Genomic DNA, 19,936 nt, shown 5'->3' with positions numbered 1-19,936 from the left:
ATATTATAAATAATCACCTTCACGCTCAGGTTGATAAAGCACTTTTTCAATTTTGACTTTCATCATTTGACCGTCTGGTTGTGGCCATTCAATTTCCTGACCTTCAGCTAAGCCCAGAATTGCTGCGCCAATTGGAGCAACCACATTGACCTGCCCTTTCTCCCCTTTAAAATCATGCGGATAAACCAAGGTAATTTCAGATGCTTCTGTAGATGGTGCAATGGTCAGTAAAACTTTTGCGTTCATCGTTACCACATTGGCAGGCATATCTTGTGGCGCAACAACATCGGCACGGGCCAATTCTTCTTCAAGCAACTGCATAGTCGGTGTAAGTTTAGGCTGATGCTCTAGCATCGTTTCTAAACGATGAAGATCCTGCTCAGAAATAATAATTGCTGGATTTGCCATGTGCTGCATCCCTATTTGAATACGATATGAATAAAATTCTTATTAAAAATAATTTATTAGCCTATAACTTCTGTTATATCAGAAATGCAGTCTAAATTACATTTCAACTGATTTTGATTTTTTAATGCCATAAAAAAAGCCCCCTTGAGGGGGCTTTCTCAAGTCAAACTTAGTTCGCGTAAACTGGGAATTTCGCGCAAACGGTTTCAACTTTCGCTTTAACAGCATTAATCACAGCTTCGTCACCTTTGCTGTCTAGGATGTCTGCGATCCAACCAGCAAGTTCACGTACTTCAGCTTCACCAAAACCACGAGTCGTCACAGCAGGTGTACCGATACGGATACCTGAAGTCACAAATGGTGAACGTGGGTCATTTGGTACAGAGTTTTTGTTCACAGTAATGTGAGCTGCACCTAACCATGCATCTGCTTCTTTACCTGTTACATCTTGCTTAATAAGAGATAACAAGAACAAATGGTTTTCTGTACCGCCAGAAACGATGTCATAACCACGAGCAATGAGAACTTCAGCCATAGCTTGAGCGTTCTTCACCACTTGTTGTTGGTAAACTTTATATTCAGGAGCCATTGCTTCTTTAAAGCAAATTGCTTTAGCCGCTACAGCATGAACCAAAGGACCACCTTGGTTACCAGGGAATACAGCAGATTGTAATTTTTTCTCGATTTCTTCGTTTGCTTTCGCAAGGATTAAACCTGAACGTGGGCCACGAAGTGTTTTGTGAGTAGTCGTTGTTGTTACGTCAGCAATCTGAACTGGGCTTGGGTAAACCCCAGCAGCAACTAGACCAGCAACGTGAGCCATATCTACAAATAGGTAAGCACCAACTTTGTCCGCGATGTCACGGAAACGTTGCCAGTCAACAATTTGGCTATATGCAGAGAAGCCAGCAACGATCATACGTGGCTTATGCTCAATTGCTAAACGTTCAACTTCTTCGTAGTCGATCTCGCCAGTTTCTGGGTTTAAACCGTACTGAATTGCGTTATATGTTTTGCCAGAGAAGCTCACTTTTGCGCCGTGAGTCAAGTGACCACCATGCGCCAAGCTCATACCCAAAACTGTGTCGCCTGGGTTAAGAAGGGCTAAGTAAACAGCAGAGTTTGCTTGTGAACCCGCATGTGGTTGAACGTTTGCGTAATCTGCACCGAAAAGCTCTTTAGCACGGTCAATCGCTAATTGTTCAATCACGTCTACATATTCACAACCGCCATAGTAGCGTTTGCCTGGGTAGCCTTCAGCATATTTGTTTGTAAGTTTTGAACCTTGCGCTTCCATTACTGCTGGAGAGCAATAGTTTTCAGAAGCAATCAGTTCGATGTGCGCTTCTTGGCGAGCATCTTCCTGTGTGATTGCTTGCGCGATTTCTGGATCAAATTCAGCAATTGAGATATTGGCAAACATTAGCGAGGTCCTATGAAATTAGGGCTTTTAAGCCGTGCTAAGATTGGCGCGTATTGTAGCATGAAGTTTATAAATTTCGAGAACGAACTTTACTCTGTTTGAAATAAAAATCGCCCATGCAGTAAAACCACATGAGCGCTTTAGGTCAAAGCAAATTATTGAATTGGCATGAGAGTTTTAACATCTGCCACAAAGTTATCCAAATTTTTAGTATAAACAGTAGTATGATCCCACTTATCAACTGCTGCGAGTTGATCATCATTAACATACGTGATCACCGTACCTGCTGGTGCTGTATTCACTAAGTTATTGGTTATTGTTCTTGGTACTGTCGTATCGTATGTTCCTTGATAAATAATCACTGGGGTACTAATCTTGCTCTTCAAAGGTTGTGAACCATTGGCTAGAAAATCTTTTACTTCAGGAATATTCGACATAAATCCTGTTTGAGTTCGTGGATAACCATCTATGGTTCCATATGTTGCAGCATAAACACCCATCGCCCCACCAAACTTATTACCTAATGCTGTGTAACATAGTGATTCAGCTTCTGCTGCAATATTATCAGTTGGCGTTTGGAACACTTCGCTATAGTGTAAATTTGGATAAGGGTTTCTTAACCCTGCTGTAATTAAGGCTGTAAATGTGTCTAATCCTGCAAGTGTTTTAATTTTATTTGTTAAGTTTGTTTCAGCAGCTGCCTGTTGCTCACCGCCAATCAGAATCAAGCTTAAAAATGATGCAGGAGCAATTGCAATCGTACCTTTATAATCAAGTTGTGCACGTGATGCATTTTCAGCTGCACCCAATGCTGCATGTCCACCTTGAGAATGTCCGATGGCAGCCCAACGTTTTTCAGTTGTATTACCAAAATTTTGACTCGCTGCAACAACTGCATCGGTGATCGAATAGGCTTCACTTTTTAGATTTAAAAATGGATGCAACTCACGGCCACTAGGTTCACCTAAACCCTCATAATCTGGTGCAACCACGGCATAACCTGAGGCAAGAAGTTTAGCTATCAAATATTCATTTCCAGCTAAGCCCTGTTGGCTTGGCGCACACTGATCAGCAACGCCAGTTGTCCCATGTGCCCATGCAACAATTGGCCAACCACCTGTGGGCATTGTTCCTTTGGGTGTAAATACTAATGCGGTGGCTTGAGTCTCACTCCCATTTACACCACGCATTTTATATGTCATCAAGGTTTTAGATGCACTCACACTATCCAGAACAATATTGGCACTAGCATTAACATCCGTATAAGCTTCAGTTTTCACCACTGGATTTACAATATTATTTTTCGGGACTCCATCATTTACAACGACGGAAGTTGTGTTCCCTTCCCCACCACCACAGGCTGTTAATAAAAGTACAGAACTGCTGACCAACACTGCCAATATTCTTTTTTTCATCTTCAATTTCCTTAATGAAGTTTTTTTCTTGTTGTAACGATTCAAATCACTTGAATACATTAATGATTTACGCTTCAAAATGACCTATAGCAAGATCACTTACAAAAAATAAACAAATGACCCTTTTGAATCTATCTTTATTTCTTGAAACAACATAAAGCACTGTAATTTATAAAATAAAAAACCATATAACAAGTCATTGCACTTATAGGTGAGACTGTCCAAAAATACGTTTTTAACGCTATTTAATTTTCTCAAGATAATGAACTACGACTCGCTAGGCTTATTGTATCTAGTCGATTTGAACGGATGAATATGGCTCAATCATTTAAACTTGCGCTTCAGTGCATACACTTGTTCACCAACAAAAATAATATCAGGCTACAAATCCGACATCGCAGGCTGTCTTGATCCTGTTGAAAATGATAAATTTATACAGTTTTCAATTTTCGGACATGCATATGCAAGCCATCATTCTCGATACAGAAACTCATACCCTCAACGGTCAACCTATTGAGATTGCATACGCGCCAATTGAAATCATCAATGGCAAATTAAGCCTAGATAAAAGCCAAGTCTTTGATCAGCTCTATACGGTCGATGAACCGATTTCTTTTGCTGCTATGGCTGTACACCATATTTTAGAGTCTGATTTAGTGGGCCAACCCCACTACACGACATTCAGGCTACCAGATGAGACCCAATACATTATTGGTCATAATATTGACTATGATATTCGTGCCATAGAAAAGTGTGGTGTAAATGTTTCAAATATTAAAGCAATTTGTACTTTGGCACTTGCGCGCTTAGTTTGGCCTGATGCTGAAGCCCATAATATTTCAGCACTCATTTATATGATCTCCAAAGGTAGTGAAAAAGCCCGTGAGATGATTAAAAAAGCGCACCGTGCGGATATGGATATTATCTTAACAGCCAATATTTTAATGCATGTGGTTCATCACTTAAAAATAAATAGTATGGAGCAGTTATTTATAGCCTCTGAAGATGCCCGCATTCCTCGTGTCATTAACTTTGGTAAACATCGTGGAACTGCGATTGCAGAGCTCCCTGCCGACTATATTCAGTGGTTAATGCGCCAAGATGAACTTGATCCTTACTTACGTAAGGCTTTGGAAAATGCCAGCATTACAACACTTTAAAATAATTTGTCATAAATTGTTAATATTACTGTAATTTTTACACTGTATGTTCAGCCTTAATTTATTTTTTCGGGGGAGTAAATTAAGGTATGAATCATTATCAAAAGACAGCATTAGGTCTCGATGCGTTACAACAACGTCATATCCCACTCAATGCACGCCAGAGACGATTATTGGTTTTAATTGGCACAGAAGATTTTGACCGACTGGCAGATCAATTTAAACAACGTATTGCAACACCAGAAATACTCGAACAACTCGTCGAATTGGGTCTGATTCATTCCACCCAAGCAGCTCATACTCCAAAACCAACTCCTGTTGAATTTGAAACAAATATAACCAACATAGCTCCAAGTTCCTCCCCCGTTGTAACGCCTGAGTTGAAAGACAGCAACGTTGCTCTAGTTTTAAACACTGAAATTACTGCACCAGCACCAGCACCAGCACCAGCACCAGCACCAGCACCAGCACCAGCACCAGCACCAGCATTCAAAGCGTACAATTTTGAAGAAACTCGTGAGTTGATGATGAGTTTATTACAACGTTATTGTGGATTAATGGCGAGACAACTCATTCTCCAAATTCAATCTGCAACAGACCTACAAAGCTTGAAACGTTGCCAAATGCAATGGATTACCGCCCTACAAGAAAGTCGAATAGAACCCATCATGCTCAACCAATATCTACAGCAAATTAATCATTCACTTTTACGTTTACAAGCCGCTTGAGGCATGCATATTCAGTCTTTTTTTGTATGGTTCAAAAGGAGTAAGCTCTAAGAAAAAATATCAAGCTATTGTTTTTATAAATTTATTTTAGAATCTAAACTAAAATTTAGAGGTCATCCGAATTTCTTTAAACTTTGGCACAATTGGCTCAGTCAAGCGCTCAAGGCATAAATTCTAATATGAAATAGGAACCATGCTATGGCAATGTTAAATCATCTACTGTTTGATCCTGTAGATAACCCGATGCAATTCAGTAAAGTCGGAAATTGGTTGATTACTTTTTTATCTCCCCCAGAAGATCTAAACGATAGTTGTTTGGCTTTGACTTATATTCTTCCACGCCAACTCAGCCCACGACTACAACCACAGCGCATTATTATACACCGCACTGCAAATGCACATCTTTGGGCAATTGACTATGTCGAATGCTATGACAGTCAGCAGCAAAGTACGCTTTCATTTGCACCTCATGCCGCAGAAGCACAATGTATACTGAATACTTTGATCCAAGAACTGAATAAGTATGATGTGGATGTGCAATTATGTACTGACCTAACTAACGAGAAAAGCATCTGATTATTCAGTAGAACCAAAGCGTTGTTTTTTATTTAAGCTTGGTGATCAAGCAAAAAAGCCCATGTAAACATGAGCTCTTTGTTTAAGATAAAATCAATCAATAACACGATATATATTCTCAGTCTGTTGACTTTCAAACAGCAGTTCAATACTCGGAAGAATCACCTCACCCTCAACCACAATATGTTCAATACGCTGAAACAAATCTAAATTTGCAGCCTCAGATTCTTCAGGAGCTTGCCTAAGTCGTGCTTTTACCTCATAGGTTTGACTGTATTGATCCTTAACCTTCACATCTACAAGTTGAGTCATTTTTCTTTCCTTTTCTTTTTTGCTCTGCTTACTTTTATAACATAAGATTTTTAATTGTCCCGATTTGGAGATGTTAGAATTTATCGCAATGTTAATTTATATGAATATTTTAAAAATCATAACCATAAATCAAAAACTTAAACTGAATCAAGGTAACATCCGAGATACATCGTCATAATTACTCACATAAAAAAAGCTCGCATTTCTGCGAGCTTTTCTATGTTGGAAGGCTAGTGCTGATTTATTGTTTGAACATTTCGTTTCAAACTCAACGAGCTGTCATTGATCCGTCCAACTACATCGTAGCGTCTTAGTTATCGACCTACTGTAGGTACAATATAAAAGTAATTCTGCACTTCGACAAGTACGTATGACATTTCTAAACAACTGTACAAATAAAATCCAATTGATATTTTATTAAAATGAGCGATCATGTTCATGGCAAAATAGAGATAACAACTCATCCGCAAATAAAGTAAACTCCCGAACTCGACCGAAGAGTGTATCTCCATGTTAGTTCAATTAATTTTAAGTGACTTATATCGCTATTGTGGCAATACTAAAATGAGCTCATTTGTTAAAAATTATTTGTTCAATCGGGGCTTTAACTTTAGTTTTTGGTTGCGTCTTGCAAGCTCAAAATCTTGGGTCGCTAAACTGGCCTATCCTGTGTTTTATTATAAGAAAAAGAAATATGGTATAGACATTCACTGTACTACACAAATTGGTTATGGCTTATATATTGGGCATGGTGGGCCTTTGGTTGTCAATCCAACTACAGTGATTGGAAATAATGTCAACTTATCGCAATTTACAACAATTGGTGCTAATGGTGGTCGCCAAGCAGCAATCATTGGTGACAATGTTTATATTGGTCCAAATGTCTGTATCATTGATGCAGTTAAAATTGGTCATAATGCAACCATTGGTGCGGGGAGCGTAGTCACAAAAGATATCCCGGAAAATGCAACAGCCGTAGGGAATTATGCAAAAGTAATAAACTATAACCATCCAGGCCAGTCAGTGAATAGACGCTGGCCAAAAATCAATAAAAGCGACTAATTCTTCAACATATTTTTAAGTGCATTCTTGCTCAATCAATCATATTTCAAACACTTCATGTGCAATAAAACTGAGCTTATTCAAAGTCAGGACAAGAGCGATATCATTATGAAAAGCCTACTTAGCTAAATGAAAAACATTAAAAGTTCTAAAGTTATGACGTAAAAATCAGTTAGCACACAAATAAGTTCATATTTCAATCTTATAATTATTCAATCACAAAACAATCAAGAAAAATGACAAATATTAATCAAAAAAATATATTATTAAATTTATAACTATCAATCTTTAAAAGGGTTTGAAACTTTATCTTTAAAACTTAACCAAATTAAAAATGCCATAATAAATAACAAAATTCCGATTACAATGAAAAACATCTCCCCCATAGCAAAGCCTGTAATCACTGCACCTATCCCTATCAGCAACAGTAAAATGATGAATGCGATCCCGATGACATACATATATGTTCTCCAAAGGTAAAATATTATGGACTTCGATTATTACGTTTTCAGCATGTCAATTTAATGTTATTTACATTAAATTTTATTATAATTTGTGATTAGTTTTGCTCCATTATGTTCAATCAGTATGATCATAATAGTAATTTGTGTAAATTTACTAGAACTATTACATATATATTATCAGTAAATTGATCTATATCTCAAAAATGAACACAAAAACAATCAAATACTTTTTTTAAAGATTTTTCTCATAAATCTGTTTAAAATTGGATGCCTACGCGCTACAAGCAAATGTACAACATCGCTGTTTATTTCGAGGTAATGAGTGATCAAAAAGTCTGTCTTTCATAGTTTAGATTTACAAAAACTTATTTTGATCTTAATTATTAGCAGCGTATCAAGCTTGTTTTTAATTTCAATTTTTGTGCTGAATTATGTCATCAAAGAGCAACTCACAGAGAATTCTTTAGCTGCAAATCAACGCTATGCTGCCAAAATTGCATTTAGCACAGATAAATATTTTGAAAGCATGTTAAGTGAACTCAAATTTAGCGCTCACATCTTAGGTCAAAACTTTTCCAATCAAGATGTTTTAAAAGCAGAAGTTTCAAGGCTCAAGAATCAATCCCACAAATTTAACTCGATCACCATTGTCGATAAAAATGCATACATTCGGGAATATGCACCACATAACTTTCGTATAGACCACAAAAAACAATATAAAACTGCTGGAATCATTGAAGCCTTAAAACTAAAACAAACTTATATATCTTCTCCCTACAAAGGACTTTCTAATAACCTTATTGTTCTCATTGCTCAACCTATTTTTAATCATAAAAATGAATTTTTAGGTATTGTGACGGGTTCAATTTATTTAAATCAAGAGAACTTGGTGAGTGAACTCCTTGCCACATCGTATTCTCACAAGAAAAGCTACACCTATGTTATTGATAATAAAAATAAGATTATTTTCCACCCTGATCAAAGCCGGATTGGAGATTCATTAAAAAATAATACGGGGTTGAAATATATTACTTCTCGCTCCTCAGGCAACATTGCTTTAGTCAATAGTAAAGGAATCGAGAACTTAGCTGGTTTTGCAGCGATACCAAGCGTGAATTGGATTATTGTGTCGCAGCAGCCCACATTAGAATTGCTCAGCCAAGCGAACGCTATTATTGTAAAAGTGACCTTGGGTATGCTGATTTTTTATCTTGTACTCTTTATTTTTGTTTGGAAACTATCCTACTTAATCTCTTCTCCGCTCAATAAACTTGCTCAAATGGCAAGCATGCTCACACGCCCCAATATTGATCAAGATATCAAGAAAATAGATCCTTGGTATTTTGAAGCATTGCGTTTTCGCACTTCATTGCTTTTGAGCTCTAAACACTTTAAAGATGAAATTGCAGAACTTAAACAGCACGTAAATACAGACCCGCTTACAGAACTATATAACCGCCGAGGCATGAAATTATTTTTAAATGAATTAAAAGCCACAAACACTCCTTTTTCAGTACTCAACATAGATATTGATCACTTCAAAGCAATTAATGATAACTATGGCCATGATCAAGGAGATCATGTATTAAAGAAACTAGCATCTCACATGATGAACAATTTCCGTAAGCATGATATTTGCTGTCGTGTTGGCGGAGAAGAGTTTACTGTATTTGTCGTGCATGAAGATCCCAAAGTTGCATATACAGCAGCTGAACGACTTCGAGAGGCTGTTGCACAAAGCTATCTTGATCCAGTGGGACATATTACCGTTTCAATTGGCATTGCATCTTGGCCACGAGATGCAGAAAGTGTCAATGACGTGATTAAGCTTGCAGACCAAAAACTATATGAAGCAAAAAATGATGGACGTAATTGTACTCGTATCTCCTGTATTTAAAGCGCCATTGAATAAATACATTCTTCTACGTCTATTAAATATCATGATTAGACATTTGAAGCGGTTCTCAATCCCGTCAACAGTACAAATTGTTTAGCATACAAGCAAACTGAAGTAATGATTAACACAGACAGACAAATTTAGAGCAAACATTCTCGTAGCTCTTTTAGAAGACTTGAGAGCCGAGCTCCAAGAAGGAATATCTTATTATCAGTTATCGTTTTACAAAGAACCGCTATAAATTACAACAACATAAAATGACACGTCTAGCATAAAGGGTTGTTCTGTTGCTTAAGGAAAGGATTCATACATGATTATTGAGTTAATCAGTACAAATTGTTTTACCAAACTATCCAAAAACGAAATAGCCAAAAAATTGCAGACAAAAGAATCTGAAGCTATAGCCCTAACCTTTTTAGCAGCTTAGTGAACTCGTCATATTAGTCTCATGTATATAACTATGAAATATTCAGTGAAAATTATGCAAGAAAGTGATGCATTTATTGCAAGTGCTCGTGATCTGGCAAAATTAAATAGCGTAGGTATTTTTTGGATAAAGCATTAGCTGAAGCCTTAGTAGGTATTGAAATCATTTTTATGATGTATATGGATGCTTGCAAGAAAATTCCATATCCAACTGCTCAGGAGCATGGTAAATATCTATTCATGTTCCAGTTTTAGTCGTATCAAGGGTTCATTTATATAATGAGATGCTAAACCAAAGTATTCGTTAAGCTGAATTAGCCAGATATTGAGAATGGTTTTAAAAATAGACTATTGTCTTTAAAACATGACTCTAAGATAGAATCTATTAAAAATGTGTTTTATGCTTTTAGAAAGCGCAAAAGTTAGTCACTGATATTTTCAAATTTAGACTTTTGTGTATTTTTCATTCTTTTTTTAATTTTTAAGGGAATGATTACCCTCGAAAACCCATTTAAATACACGTGTGAAAAAATGCAAACTATTGATAAATAACAATAAATTGGTGCGCTCAGCGAGCACAAGAAATATAACATAAGATATTGATTAATAATAATAAGCTTAATTAATCAAATAAAATTACCGTAATAGTTACCGCAACAAACTTTCCGTACTTGGATCATGAATCTGAGTGATTCTAAATTATATTTTGAAAATGCTACATGTACTAAGCTTACCTTTAGCTCTTTGTATTTTTAATAAACAGATATTCTTATCTTTTAGACCAATCATTAAAGTGTTATTACAAACCATACATATACGCTGAATAAGGTATCACTTTTTACGTCACTAGAATTGACAAATAACCTTATTAATTTCTAAACATAGTTTAAAATAGCAAAATATGTTACTATCTATTTAGTAGTTACATTCAAATTTATCGATCTATTATGAGCAAAAATTCCAGTCTTGAAGTCTGTCCAATCGCAAGAAGTCTTTCGGTTCTTGGCGATGCTTGGAGTATGTTAATTTTACGTGATGCACATTCGGGTTTTACTCGATTTGATCAGTTCCGTAAAAGTTTAGGTATTGCTCCCACAATGCTAACTAAACGTTTGTCTGTTTTAGTCGATGAAGGATTACTTGAAAAACGACAATATTCAGAACATCCGCCACGTGAAGAATATGTACTCACTCAAGCTGGTCAAGATTTCCTACCAGTTCTGTTTGTGATTGGAGCTTGGGGACGTAAACATAAACCCTTTGAACAACCCGAAAAAATGCCTATATTCCTAGATGCTGTACAAGGGACTGAAATTAAACCTATCGTGATTGATCAAGTGACGGGAGCTGAAATTGGTACCCGTCCGATTAGTCAAAAATAGCGAATAATTTAAATTTAAAAAAGCACTCTATTTGAGTGCTTTTTATGGGTTCTATTTAAAATAAATTGGTTATTTTGCTCGGCTACGTTGGGTTGCATAAGTTCCCCAACCACTGAGTAAAACTGATTTAATAAATGCCCATAACCCACTTTCCTTAGGTTTCGGCTCTTTACCTTTACCAATCCGTTTGAGTTGTTGGGTATACCAAAGTACTTCCATAATCCCCAGACTATCAATTTTTTTGATGCCTGTTTTGATGGGTTGCACCGACTGAAGACCATTTTCTCCTGACAGTAAAGATTTGGGTACATCAGGTTCAATTGCCATAAGTCTTGCAATTCCAATGACATCACATGCATGTGACTGCAAAGCTTGATCCATACCTTCTACAGTTCGGAATCCACCCGTTACCATCAACGGCGTTTTTACCAGTGTTCTCACTTTTTCTGCGAAATCAATAAAGAAAGCTTCGCGTGAGATTGTCGATGCTTTTTGTGGAGCTTTGGCTACACCAGATTCGTAGGTACCGCCCGATATTTCAATCAGGTCAATGCCTGCATTCGCTAATGCCTGAATTGTTTCTAAAGAATCTTGCTCGGTAAACCCACCTTTTTGAAAGTCTGTCGAGTTAAGCTTAATCGCGATAGGAAACGCTTTACCGACTTGTTTTCGGATCTCTGCATAAACTTCCATTAAAAAACGACGACGTTTTTCTGGTGTACCACCCCACTCGTCATTTCTTAAATTGTGCAAAGGTGACAAAAACTGATTTATGAGATAACCATGTGCAGCATGAATCTCAACGCCACTAAATCCAGCCTTTTTACATATCGCAGCACTACGCCCAAAACGCTGAATAATTTCTAAAATCTCTGCTTGTGTGGCTTCATCAGGTGTTGCAAATAAAGACTGCATTTCTGGTCCAAATGGTACAGCCGATGCTGAAATGTTACGTATATTTAATCCCTTTGGTGATTGTTTCCCCGGATGGTTTAACTGTGCCCACAATTGAGAACCTTGCTCAGCAACTGATTTTGCCCATTTTTGCAAAATCGCAAAATCCCGCTCATCCTCAATCACAACATTACCAGCCTCGCCTAAGGCACTTCGGTCAATCATAATATTGCCAGTTATAATCATCCCAACCCCTGATGCAGCCCAACGCTGATATAGCCGAACATGTTTTTCATTTGGATTATTTGAATAGCTGGCTAAGGTTTCACTGGTTGCCGCTTTCGCTAAACGGTTTGAAACAGTGATTCCATTTGGCAACGTTAAAGGCTGATTCAAAAGATTTATTTTAAATTGCAAATCACTCATGGGCTTCGCTCACACAGTTGAAGAGGATTTAGGCTGGGGTTGAATAAAATCGACCAAACTTTGAAACCACATGACATCGACAAAGTTTCCTGTAATCACAAGATCCTTTGTTCTAAGTGCTGTTAAAAACGTATTCACACTGTCTTTAGCAGACAATACCGCGAACCCCTTGCTACCCGTTTTAAATGTAAAAATAAAACTTGGCGACTTGGTTAGCCCTGAGTAAGAGTTAATTTTGCCATTTTTGACTTCAAAATAGCGCCCTTCACCACTTGCCGTCTGAATCTGAAAGGTGACATTTTTATCTTTCACAAACGCTGCACATTTCGGATTATTTTTTACCGCACGCTGCATGAGCTTGGTGAGCATCCACAGCAACAATTTAAATTTCATCATTTTTACCTTCTTGATTCATCAAATTGACTGAACAGAACTCAAAAGCAATTATTCATCTAAGAACTGTATTGCATGCTTTACAAAGCGTTCAGGGTATTGAAATTGAGCGCCATGTCCTGCATCTGGATAGATAAATAGCTGCGCGTTTGGAATGTTAAGTGCCATGTGATAGGCGTTGATGGTCGGAATCATCACATCATCCACACCATTTAAAATGAAAGTAGGTTGTTTAATCTCACGTAAATGTGCAAATGGATCTTGTTCATCAAGTTTAGGTAAAAAATGCATATTAGCTTCTATCTGTGCTTGCATCACTTCAACTGAGCTTGGTGTATCTTGATCTTTGCGTTCATGTCGACGTTGCCAAAATTCACGGCCCGCTTGAATAGCGGCTTCAGATCGGCCAAAAAATAAAAACAGAAAGTCTTCTTCAGATGGCACAGCAGTTGTTGCATGTTTCAATACCAATGCAGCCACTTCTGGGTCGTCACCTCGAGGTTTACCGCCTCTTGGCCCTGTACCTAAAAGCATAAGCTTTCTTACAAGTTCAGGATGACGGCGTACTAAATCTTGTGCCTGAAACCCGCCGAGTGAAAAGCCTAATAAATCAACTTGTTTTAGGCCTAATGCACGAATGACTGCGGCTGCATCATCTGCCATATCTTCAATACGGGTACGAGGCTGACCTGTAGATGAAGCTATGCCTCGACCATTAAATAAAATGACTTCACGCCCTTGTGCCAAATCATTGGTAATGATTGGGTCCCAGTTGTCTAAACCACCTCGAAAGTGTTGAAGAAAAACTAGCGGTGGCTGCCCTGTATTTGAGTTACCCCATCGACGATAAGCAAATTTTGCTCCATCTACTTCAATGAATTGGGTCTCGGCTGTTTGGTGTTTAATAGTAGTCATTGTATTTATCCTGAATTTAAGTTTCTGATTAAGCTAATTTTTATTTAACTAGAAACGTAAGGGATTGTTTTACAAAATCATCATGAAACTGAAATATTCCTCCATGACCTGCATCCGGATAGATAACAAGTGAGCTATTCGGTAAGCGTTTTGCTAAATCATAAGTATTTACTGTTGGCACCATTCGGTCATGATCGCCGTTAGCAACTAACACAGGTTGTTGAATCACAGAAAGATCGGAAGGTTTCTTACTTCCCCATTTTTTTAATGCTTTGAGCTGGGCACGATAGGCAGAAATGGTAATTTCTTTATCCCTGTTTTCAGTACGTTCATTAATGCGTTGAATAAACTTTTTAGCGGCTGCTTTACCATTTTCTGTACGTGTGAAGAAAAGATAAACTTTAGGGTCTTGGCCAGTCACCATTCCACGGACTAAATCCCAATTAGAAATTCGTCCTACGGTACTAATGCCTGTACCACCTGCGGGACCAGTTCCCGACAAAATCATTTTTCGAACTAAATTTGGCTGCTTCAAAACAATTTCTTGTGAAATCATGCCGCCCATCGAGAAGCCAAATAAATCAACTTGTTTAAAGCCTTTTGCTTGAATGAATGCAATCGCATCGTCTGCCATTTGCTCAATCGACTGAGCTGGTTTACCTGTAGACGCACCAACACCACGATTATCAAACACCACCACATGATGTTTAGTCGCAATTCCATCAATAATTCGTGGGTCCCAATTATCTAGAACAGCCGCCAAGTGATTTAAGAAAATGACAGGCGTTCCACCATTTTGTTGACCATATTCTCGGTAAGCGAAGTTAACGCCACCTGCACTAATCAATTGAGTTGGTACATTCTTCCAATTTGTATCTATCAGGGAGTCTGCTCCAACTTGCGGATGGGTAACGATATTTGATGACATTTTATTCTCCTGAGTTATGTGGTCACTAAAAGAAATAGACGCCACCGTCTCTGCTTGAGTTAAGGGAGCACTAAAAATTGATACCACCGTTAATCCCATAGCAATTGTATTTAATAGAAATTTCACTTGTTTTGATCCTAAGTCTATTCATTTAACTGTTTTGATGAGCAATCTATTGAGATTAACTACATTCATTACAGAAACTACTCATTTGATACTTACTATACGACCACAATATTTATTTGTCACTATCTTTTTAGTAGTAACTATTTTATTTTTAGATTATGATGAAAAAATCAAGCCGGAATTGATTGGTTCAGGCGACAAAGTTTAAGTAAGGAACATGGTATGGCCAACAAAGTAGTTCTGATTACAGGCGCATCTTCGGGTATTGGATTAGCAACAGCAAACCTTTTACATGAGGCGGGATTTATTGTTTATGGTACAAGCCGACAAACGAAAAATTCATCAAACTCTAAATTTCATCTGATTCAGTTAGATGTCAATCAAGACGACTCGGTAACTCAAGCTATTGAAAAAGTAATTGTAAATGAAGGCCGAATTGATGTCTTAGTTAACAATGCTGGGTTTGCAATATCACCCGCTGGTGCTGAAGAAAGCTCAATGCAGCAAGCACAGGCTATTTTTGATACTAACTTTTTTGGTGCCGTTCGAATGACTCGCGCAGTTATTCCACACATGCGTCAAAAAAACTCAGGACTTATTTTAAATATCAGTTCAATTCTTGGACTTGTGCCTATGCCTTTTGGCGCTCTTTATGCTGCATCTAAACATGCACTGGAAGGTTATTCTGAATCTTTAGACCACGAGTTAAGATCACAAGGCATTCGTGTGTCTTTGATTGAACCTGCTTATACCAATACTTCTTTAGGAGTAAATTTACTGGAAGCAGACAATAAAGTTTCTTTTTACGATCAAATGCGTGAAAAGCTACACAAACAAATGATTCATTCAATTAATAAGTCAGATGACCCACGTGTGGTTGCCCATACCATTTTAAATGTCATTGAGAGTCAACATGTTTTACCACGCTACACAGCAGGTAAAACTGCAAGAAACTTAAAAGCCCTTCGACACTTTGCTCCTGTAAAAGTCTTTGACAAGTTAATTCAGCGAAGTATGAAGGTGTAGTACAGAACCAAAATCTAAAACATTAAAAAGTTCAAAACAATAGAGGTTCCAAATGAAAGCAGCTTATATAACCCGCTACGGCAATATCAATGATGTACAAATTGATGAACAACCGAGACCATCTCTAACCGAAAATGCGGTACTTGTTAAAGTGCATGCAGCCAGCATTAACCCTCTCGACATACGAGTTTTAGAAGGTGAATTTAAGGCAATTCTGCCCGTCTCATTTCCTTTTATCTTAGGCAATGATTTCGCTGGTACAGTTGTTCAAATTGGATCAAATGTTACCCAGTTTAAAGTCGGAGATGAGGTCTATGCCAAGACCGATTTAAACGGCGCATTTGCTGAATATACGGTTGTTCAACAATCCTCACTTGCGCTTAAACCGCAACATATTTCGATGGAACAGGCAGCAGCCCTACCTTTAGTTGCCTTAACTTCATGGCAAGCACTGGTTGAGATTGCAAAAGTTAAAGCTGGTCAAAAAGTACTTATTCATGCGGGTTCAGGTGGTGTGGGTTCAATTGCAATTCAACTTGCCAAGTCTCTTGGTGCTACGGTTGCAACCACCACAAGTGGTAAAAACAGTAGTTGGGTAAAAGATCTAGGTGCCGATATCATCATTGACTATAAAACAATGGACTTTGAGCAAGAGCTTAAAGACTACGATGTTGTTTTAGATACACAAGGTGGAAAAACCTTAGAAAAATCACTGAACGTTCTTAAACGCGGCGGACGTCTTATTAGTATTTCAGGGCCACCTGACCATGCTTTTGCAGAGGCAATTAATCCGAACTGGTTTCTAAAATGTGTTATTCCGCTTTTAAGTTGGTCAATCCGAAATAAAGCAAAAAAAGAGGCATTACATATTCATTCCTATTTATGCAACCGAATGGACAACAGCTCTCTGAAATTTCAAAATTAGTCGAGTCTGGGAAAATAAACCCAGTGGTCGATAAGACTTATACATTTAGCGAGATTAAAGATGCTTTCCACTATGTAAATACTGGACGGGCAAAAGGAAAAATCGTTTTAAAAATTTCTGAATAAAAGTGGAGATAAATATGAATTATCAATTATTTGGTCAAACAGGTTTAAATGTTTCACAAATCGCTTTAGGGACTGGAAACTTCGGCACAGGTTGGGGGTATGGTTCCTCACAAGAAGACGCCAAATTAATATTGGATGCATATCTGGATGTAGGCGGCAATTTTATAGACACAGCAGATGTTTATCAATTTGGGCAATCTGAGCAAATTCTAGGTGACTTATTACAAGGTATTCGCCATCAGGTTGTCTTAGCCACTAAATTTTCGGATGGTGCCTTGCCTGATACAAATCAACTGCATAAAGGAAATAGCCGAAAAGCAATGCTTTATTCAGTTGAGCAAAGTCTACGCAGATTGAAAACGGACTATATTGATCTTTACTGGGTACATCATCCTGATAATGTTACACCCAGCGAAGAAATTCTAAGAGGGCTAGAGGATTTGGCTCGTGCCGGAAAGATTCTCTATGCAGGTTTATCAAATTTTCCAGCATGGCGACTATCTCGTGCAGCAACTATTGCTGAACTTAAAAATACAGTGCCTATTGCAGCGGCACAATTCCAACATAGCTTGGTCTATCGTGAGCCTGAAGCCGATTTAATTCCAGCCTCTCAAGCATTAGGATTAGGGATGGTGACATGGTCTCCATTAGGTGGAGGAATGCTTACAGGTAAATATCGAAAAGGTGAGAAAGGCCGTGAAGAGGGCTTCGGCGGCAAGGTTTTTCAGCAAGAAAATTCGAGTCAACGTACAGCAATTTTAGATGCAGTACTTTCAATTGCTAATGAATTAAATGTATCTGCTGATCAGGTGGCAATTGCTTGGTCATCTACACATGGAACTGTGCCAATTATTGGTCCCAAATCTCTACAACAAGCAAAAAGTAATTTAGAAGCAATTGATGTTGTATTGTCACATGATCAAATCCAACTACTCGATTCAGTCAGTCAAATAATAACTTCAGATCAAAAGCGAATACCTATATTAAATACTGATGCAAAGCATAAAACCATTATTGCTTAGATTTTAGTAACGATATTAACCATTCTCAATTCTTACTATTCAAACTGGACTTATAGTTATGGAAATAAATGACGTTCTCAAAGAATGGGAAGAAACTGAACAGAAAATTCTTAAGCATCTAGGCCCACCTGATTCTGTGCAATTATCAGAGTTAACTCGACGCTCAGGATTAGAGGTTTTTGAGGCTATTTTTTCTGGTGAGCTTCCCTCACCTCCAATTGGAGAAACGCTCGACTATATCCCTGTGCATATGGAGTATGGAATTGCTGTCTTTCAAGGCAGGCCTCAACGTAAACATTACAATCCATTAGGTAGTGTTCATGGGGGCTGGTTTTGTACTTTACTTGATTCAGCTGTTGCTTGCGCTATTCATACTACACTCCCTGCGGGGAAAGCTTATACCACACTTGAACTCAAAGTGAATATGGTACGTGCACTAACAGATGCGACTCCTCTTGTACGAGTAGAAGGGAAAATCGTCCATGTCGGACGCCAAACAGCGACTGCTGAGGGACGAATAATAGGCCCTGATGGAAAATTATATGCACATGCGACAACGACATGCCTTATTTTCGATGCTCCTGAAAAAGCGTCATAACAATTTTTTAAAATGCAGATTTTTTGATTCAACATCATTATTAAATTTAGAGGTGTGACATGACAGATAAAACTCTTTTTAGTTCTTATCAATTAGGCAATATTGAACTCAACAATCGTATTGTAATGGCTCCACTCACACGTAACCGCGCTGGGAAAGGACTTGTGCCAAGTGAGTTTGCTGCTGATTATTATGCTCAGCGTGCTAGCGCGGGTCTTATTATTACTGAAGCAACCCAAGTTTCTCCACAAGCTCAAGGATATCAAGATACACCGGGGTTATATACGTCTGAACAAATTGACGCTTGGCGAAAAGTAACAGATGCCGTACATGCCAAAGGTGGAAAAATCTTTGTTCAATTATGGCATGTTGGACGAATTTCTCATGTTGATTTGCAACCTAATGGGGCAAGTCCTGTCGCCCCTTCAGCGATTCAGGCAGATACAAAGACTTTTGTAAATAATACATTTACTGACGTATCTGAACCCCGAGCATTAGAGTTATATGAAATTCCCGCCATTATTTCAGATTTCCGCCAAGCGGCAGCAAATGCCATTACTGCTGGATTTGATGGTGTTGAAATTCATGCTGCGAATGGATATTTACTAGAACAATTTATAAAAGATGGTGCCAACCAACGTACTGATATATATGGTGGATCTATCGAAAATCGAGCACGATTATTACTTGAAGTGGTTGAAGCTATAGTCAGTGAAATTGGTGCTAATCGAACAGGTGTCCGTATATCTCCTGTATCTCCTGCCAACGGTATAAGCTGCAATGAGCCTCAACCTCAGTACAATTACATCACTGAACAGCTTAACCGACTCGGTATCGTCTATTTGCATGTCGTTGAAGGTGCAACAGGCGGACCGCGTGATATTGCGCCTTTCGATTATCCTGCTATACGCAACCGTTTTGATCAGACCTATTTAGCCAATAATGGTTATGATTTAGAACTTGCGAATGCTCACCTTCAATCTGGAGAAGCTGACCTATTTGCTTTTGGAAAATTATTTATTAGTAATCCAGACTTAGTTGAACGTTTAAAACACGGCCTTCTATTGGCTGAGTTAAATCCGGCAACATTATACGGTGGAGGGGCTGAAGGTTATACCGACTATCCCAATTATGGTGATTAAAATACATACTGACTAATTGCAAAGCACATCTCTAGATAGTCATTTGTTATTAATAAATTGTAGTAAGAATTTTTCTGCATTTGTATAAATAATTGATATGATCTTTGGCTAAAAATAAAGGAGGTAATTTACCTCCTTTTGCTAATTCAAAGCTTGAACCAAC

At 37.9% G+C, this 19,936-nt stretch carries 18 protein-coding genes and 1 pseudogene; 11 read left to right on the top strand and 8 right to left on the bottom strand.

What is annotated here, in order from left to right; genetic code table 11:
• Window positions 1–3: 3 nt before the first annotated feature.
• The 3 genes from rnk to ACZ8ZH_RS04990 all read right to left on the bottom strand — a co-directional run bounded on the left by rnk (window position 4) and on the right by ACZ8ZH_RS04990 (window position 3,246).
• Window positions 4–408 carry a nucleoside diphosphate kinase regulator gene (rnk, locus tag ACZ8ZH_RS05000; protein ID WP_087526224.1) on the bottom strand — a complete coding sequence of 135 codons (405 nt, stop codon included), beginning with the start codon at window positions 406–408 and terminating at the stop codon, window positions 4–6.
• Between the two features lie 169 nt (window positions 409–577).
• The gene (gene glyA, locus ACZ8ZH_RS04995) at window positions 578–1,831 is read right to left on the bottom strand and encodes a serine hydroxymethyltransferase (RefSeq protein ID WP_086207910.1); all 1,254 of its coding nucleotides are present in this window, start codon (window positions 1,829–1,831) and stop codon (window positions 578–580) included.
• A gap of 155 nt (window positions 1,832–1,986) precedes the next feature.
• Window positions 1,987–3,246 (bottom strand): alpha/beta fold hydrolase, encoded by a 1,260-nt coding sequence (locus ACZ8ZH_RS04990; RefSeq protein WP_119063061.1) that lies wholly within the window; start codon window positions 3,244–3,246, stop codon window positions 1,987–1,989.
• Window positions 3,247–3,707: 461 nt separating this feature from the next.
• Between ACZ8ZH_RS04990 and ACZ8ZH_RS04985 the strand changes: the two genes are divergently transcribed.
• From ACZ8ZH_RS04985 to ACZ8ZH_RS04975, 3 genes are all read left to right on the top strand, one after another.
• Entirely contained in the window at window positions 3,708–4,406 is a 699-nt protein-coding gene (locus ACZ8ZH_RS04985) for an exonuclease domain-containing protein (RefSeq protein ID WP_119063209.1), read from the top strand.
• A gap of 89 nt (window positions 4,407–4,495) precedes the next feature.
• The gene (locus ACZ8ZH_RS04980) at window positions 4,496–5,134 is read left to right on the top strand and encodes a hypothetical protein (protein WP_470247866.1); all 639 of its coding nucleotides are present in this window, start codon (window positions 4,496–4,498) and stop codon (window positions 5,132–5,134) included.
• 198 nt (window positions 5,135–5,332) lie between these two features.
• Window positions 5,333–5,710 (top strand): hypothetical protein, encoded by a 378-nt coding sequence (locus tag ACZ8ZH_RS04975; RefSeq protein ID WP_228199378.1) that lies wholly within the window; start codon window positions 5,333–5,335, stop codon window positions 5,708–5,710.
• A 93-nt stretch (window positions 5,711–5,803) separates the two neighbouring features.
• Here ACZ8ZH_RS04975 and ACZ8ZH_RS04970 read toward each other — a convergent pair whose 3' ends face one another.
• Window positions 5,804–6,022: a hypothetical protein gene (locus ACZ8ZH_RS04970; protein ID WP_086207913.1), complete on the bottom strand. Its 219-nt coding sequence runs from the start codon at window positions 6,020–6,022 to the stop codon at window positions 5,804–5,806.
• A gap of 510 nt (window positions 6,023–6,532) precedes the next feature.
• Here ACZ8ZH_RS04970 and ACZ8ZH_RS04965 point away from each other — a divergent pair.
• The 3 genes from ACZ8ZH_RS04965 to ACZ8ZH_RS04955 all read left to right on the top strand — a co-directional run bounded on the left by ACZ8ZH_RS04965 (window position 6,533) and on the right by ACZ8ZH_RS04955 (window position 11,253).
• Window positions 6,533–7,084 carry a serine O-acetyltransferase gene (locus tag ACZ8ZH_RS04965; protein ID WP_086207914.1) on the top strand — a complete coding sequence of 184 codons (552 nt, stop codon included), beginning with the start codon at window positions 6,533–6,535 and terminating at the stop codon, window positions 7,082–7,084.
• A 786-nt stretch (window positions 7,085–7,870) separates the two neighbouring features.
• On the top strand, window positions 7,871–9,445 hold the full coding sequence (locus ACZ8ZH_RS04960) for a sensor domain-containing diguanylate cyclase (protein WP_119063063.1): 1,575 nt from the start codon (window positions 7,871–7,873) through the stop codon (window positions 9,443–9,445).
• A 1,373-nt stretch (window positions 9,446–10,818) separates the two neighbouring features.
• Complete coding sequence (locus ACZ8ZH_RS04955) at window positions 10,819–11,253, top strand: winged helix-turn-helix transcriptional regulator (RefSeq protein WP_119063064.1); 435 nt, start codon at window positions 10,819–10,821, stop codon at window positions 11,251–11,253.
• Between the two features lie 69 nt (window positions 11,254–11,322).
• Here ACZ8ZH_RS04955 and ACZ8ZH_RS04950 read toward each other — a convergent pair whose 3' ends face one another.
• The 4 genes from ACZ8ZH_RS04950 to ACZ8ZH_RS04935 are packed head-to-tail and all read right to left on the bottom strand — an operon-like array spanning window position 11,323 to window position 14,935.
• The gene (locus tag ACZ8ZH_RS04950; protein ID WP_119063065.1) at window positions 11,323–12,573 is read right to left on the bottom strand and encodes an NADH:flavin oxidoreductase/NADH oxidase family protein; all 1,251 of its coding nucleotides are present in this window, start codon (window positions 12,571–12,573) and stop codon (window positions 11,323–11,325) included.
• Between the two features lie 9 nt (window positions 12,574–12,582).
• Window positions 12,583–12,969, bottom strand: coding sequence for a helicase (locus tag ACZ8ZH_RS04945; RefSeq protein ID WP_119063066.1), 387 nt, complete (start codon window positions 12,967–12,969; stop codon window positions 12,583–12,585).
• Between the two features lie 48 nt (window positions 12,970–13,017).
• On the bottom strand, window positions 13,018–13,881 hold the full coding sequence (locus ACZ8ZH_RS04940; protein WP_119063067.1) for an alpha/beta fold hydrolase: 864 nt from the start codon (window positions 13,879–13,881) through the stop codon (window positions 13,018–13,020).
• 40 nt (window positions 13,882–13,921) lie between these two features.
• A complete protein-coding gene (locus ACZ8ZH_RS04935; protein WP_119063068.1) occupies window positions 13,922–14,935 on the bottom strand; it encodes an alpha/beta fold hydrolase in 1,014 nt (337 codons plus the stop codon).
• 222 nt (window positions 14,936–15,157) lie between these two features.
• Here ACZ8ZH_RS04935 and ACZ8ZH_RS04930 point away from each other — a divergent pair, with 222 nt between their 5' ends.
• The 5 genes and pseudogenes from ACZ8ZH_RS04930 to ACZ8ZH_RS04910 all read left to right on the top strand — a co-directional run bounded on the left by ACZ8ZH_RS04930 (window position 15,158) and on the right by ACZ8ZH_RS04910 (window position 19,773).
• Window positions 15,158–15,961 (top strand): oxidoreductase, encoded by an 804-nt coding sequence (locus ACZ8ZH_RS04930; RefSeq protein WP_119063069.1) that lies wholly within the window; start codon window positions 15,158–15,160, stop codon window positions 15,959–15,961.
• A 52-nt stretch (window positions 15,962–16,013) separates the two neighbouring features.
• Window positions 16,014–17,011: pseudogene (locus ACZ8ZH_RS04925) on the top strand (NADP-dependent oxidoreductase).
• Between the two features lie 14 nt (window positions 17,012–17,025).
• Window positions 17,026–18,033, top strand: coding sequence for an aldo/keto reductase (locus ACZ8ZH_RS04920; protein WP_119063071.1), 1,008 nt, complete (start codon window positions 17,026–17,028; stop codon window positions 18,031–18,033).
• A 58-nt stretch (window positions 18,034–18,091) separates the two neighbouring features.
• On the top strand, window positions 18,092–18,631 hold the full coding sequence (locus tag ACZ8ZH_RS04915; protein ID WP_119063072.1) for a PaaI family thioesterase: 540 nt from the start codon (window positions 18,092–18,094) through the stop codon (window positions 18,629–18,631).
• A gap of 59 nt (window positions 18,632–18,690) precedes the next feature.
• Complete coding sequence (locus ACZ8ZH_RS04910; protein WP_119063073.1) at window positions 18,691–19,773, top strand: alkene reductase; 1,083 nt, start codon at window positions 18,691–18,693, stop codon at window positions 19,771–19,773.
• Window positions 19,774–19,936: the final 163 nt, after the last annotated feature.

Source organism: Acinetobacter sp. SW-226, assembly GCF_055632855.1.
Note: the sequence above shows the minus strand (reverse complement) of the source record. Positions and strands in the feature narration are given on the sequence as shown.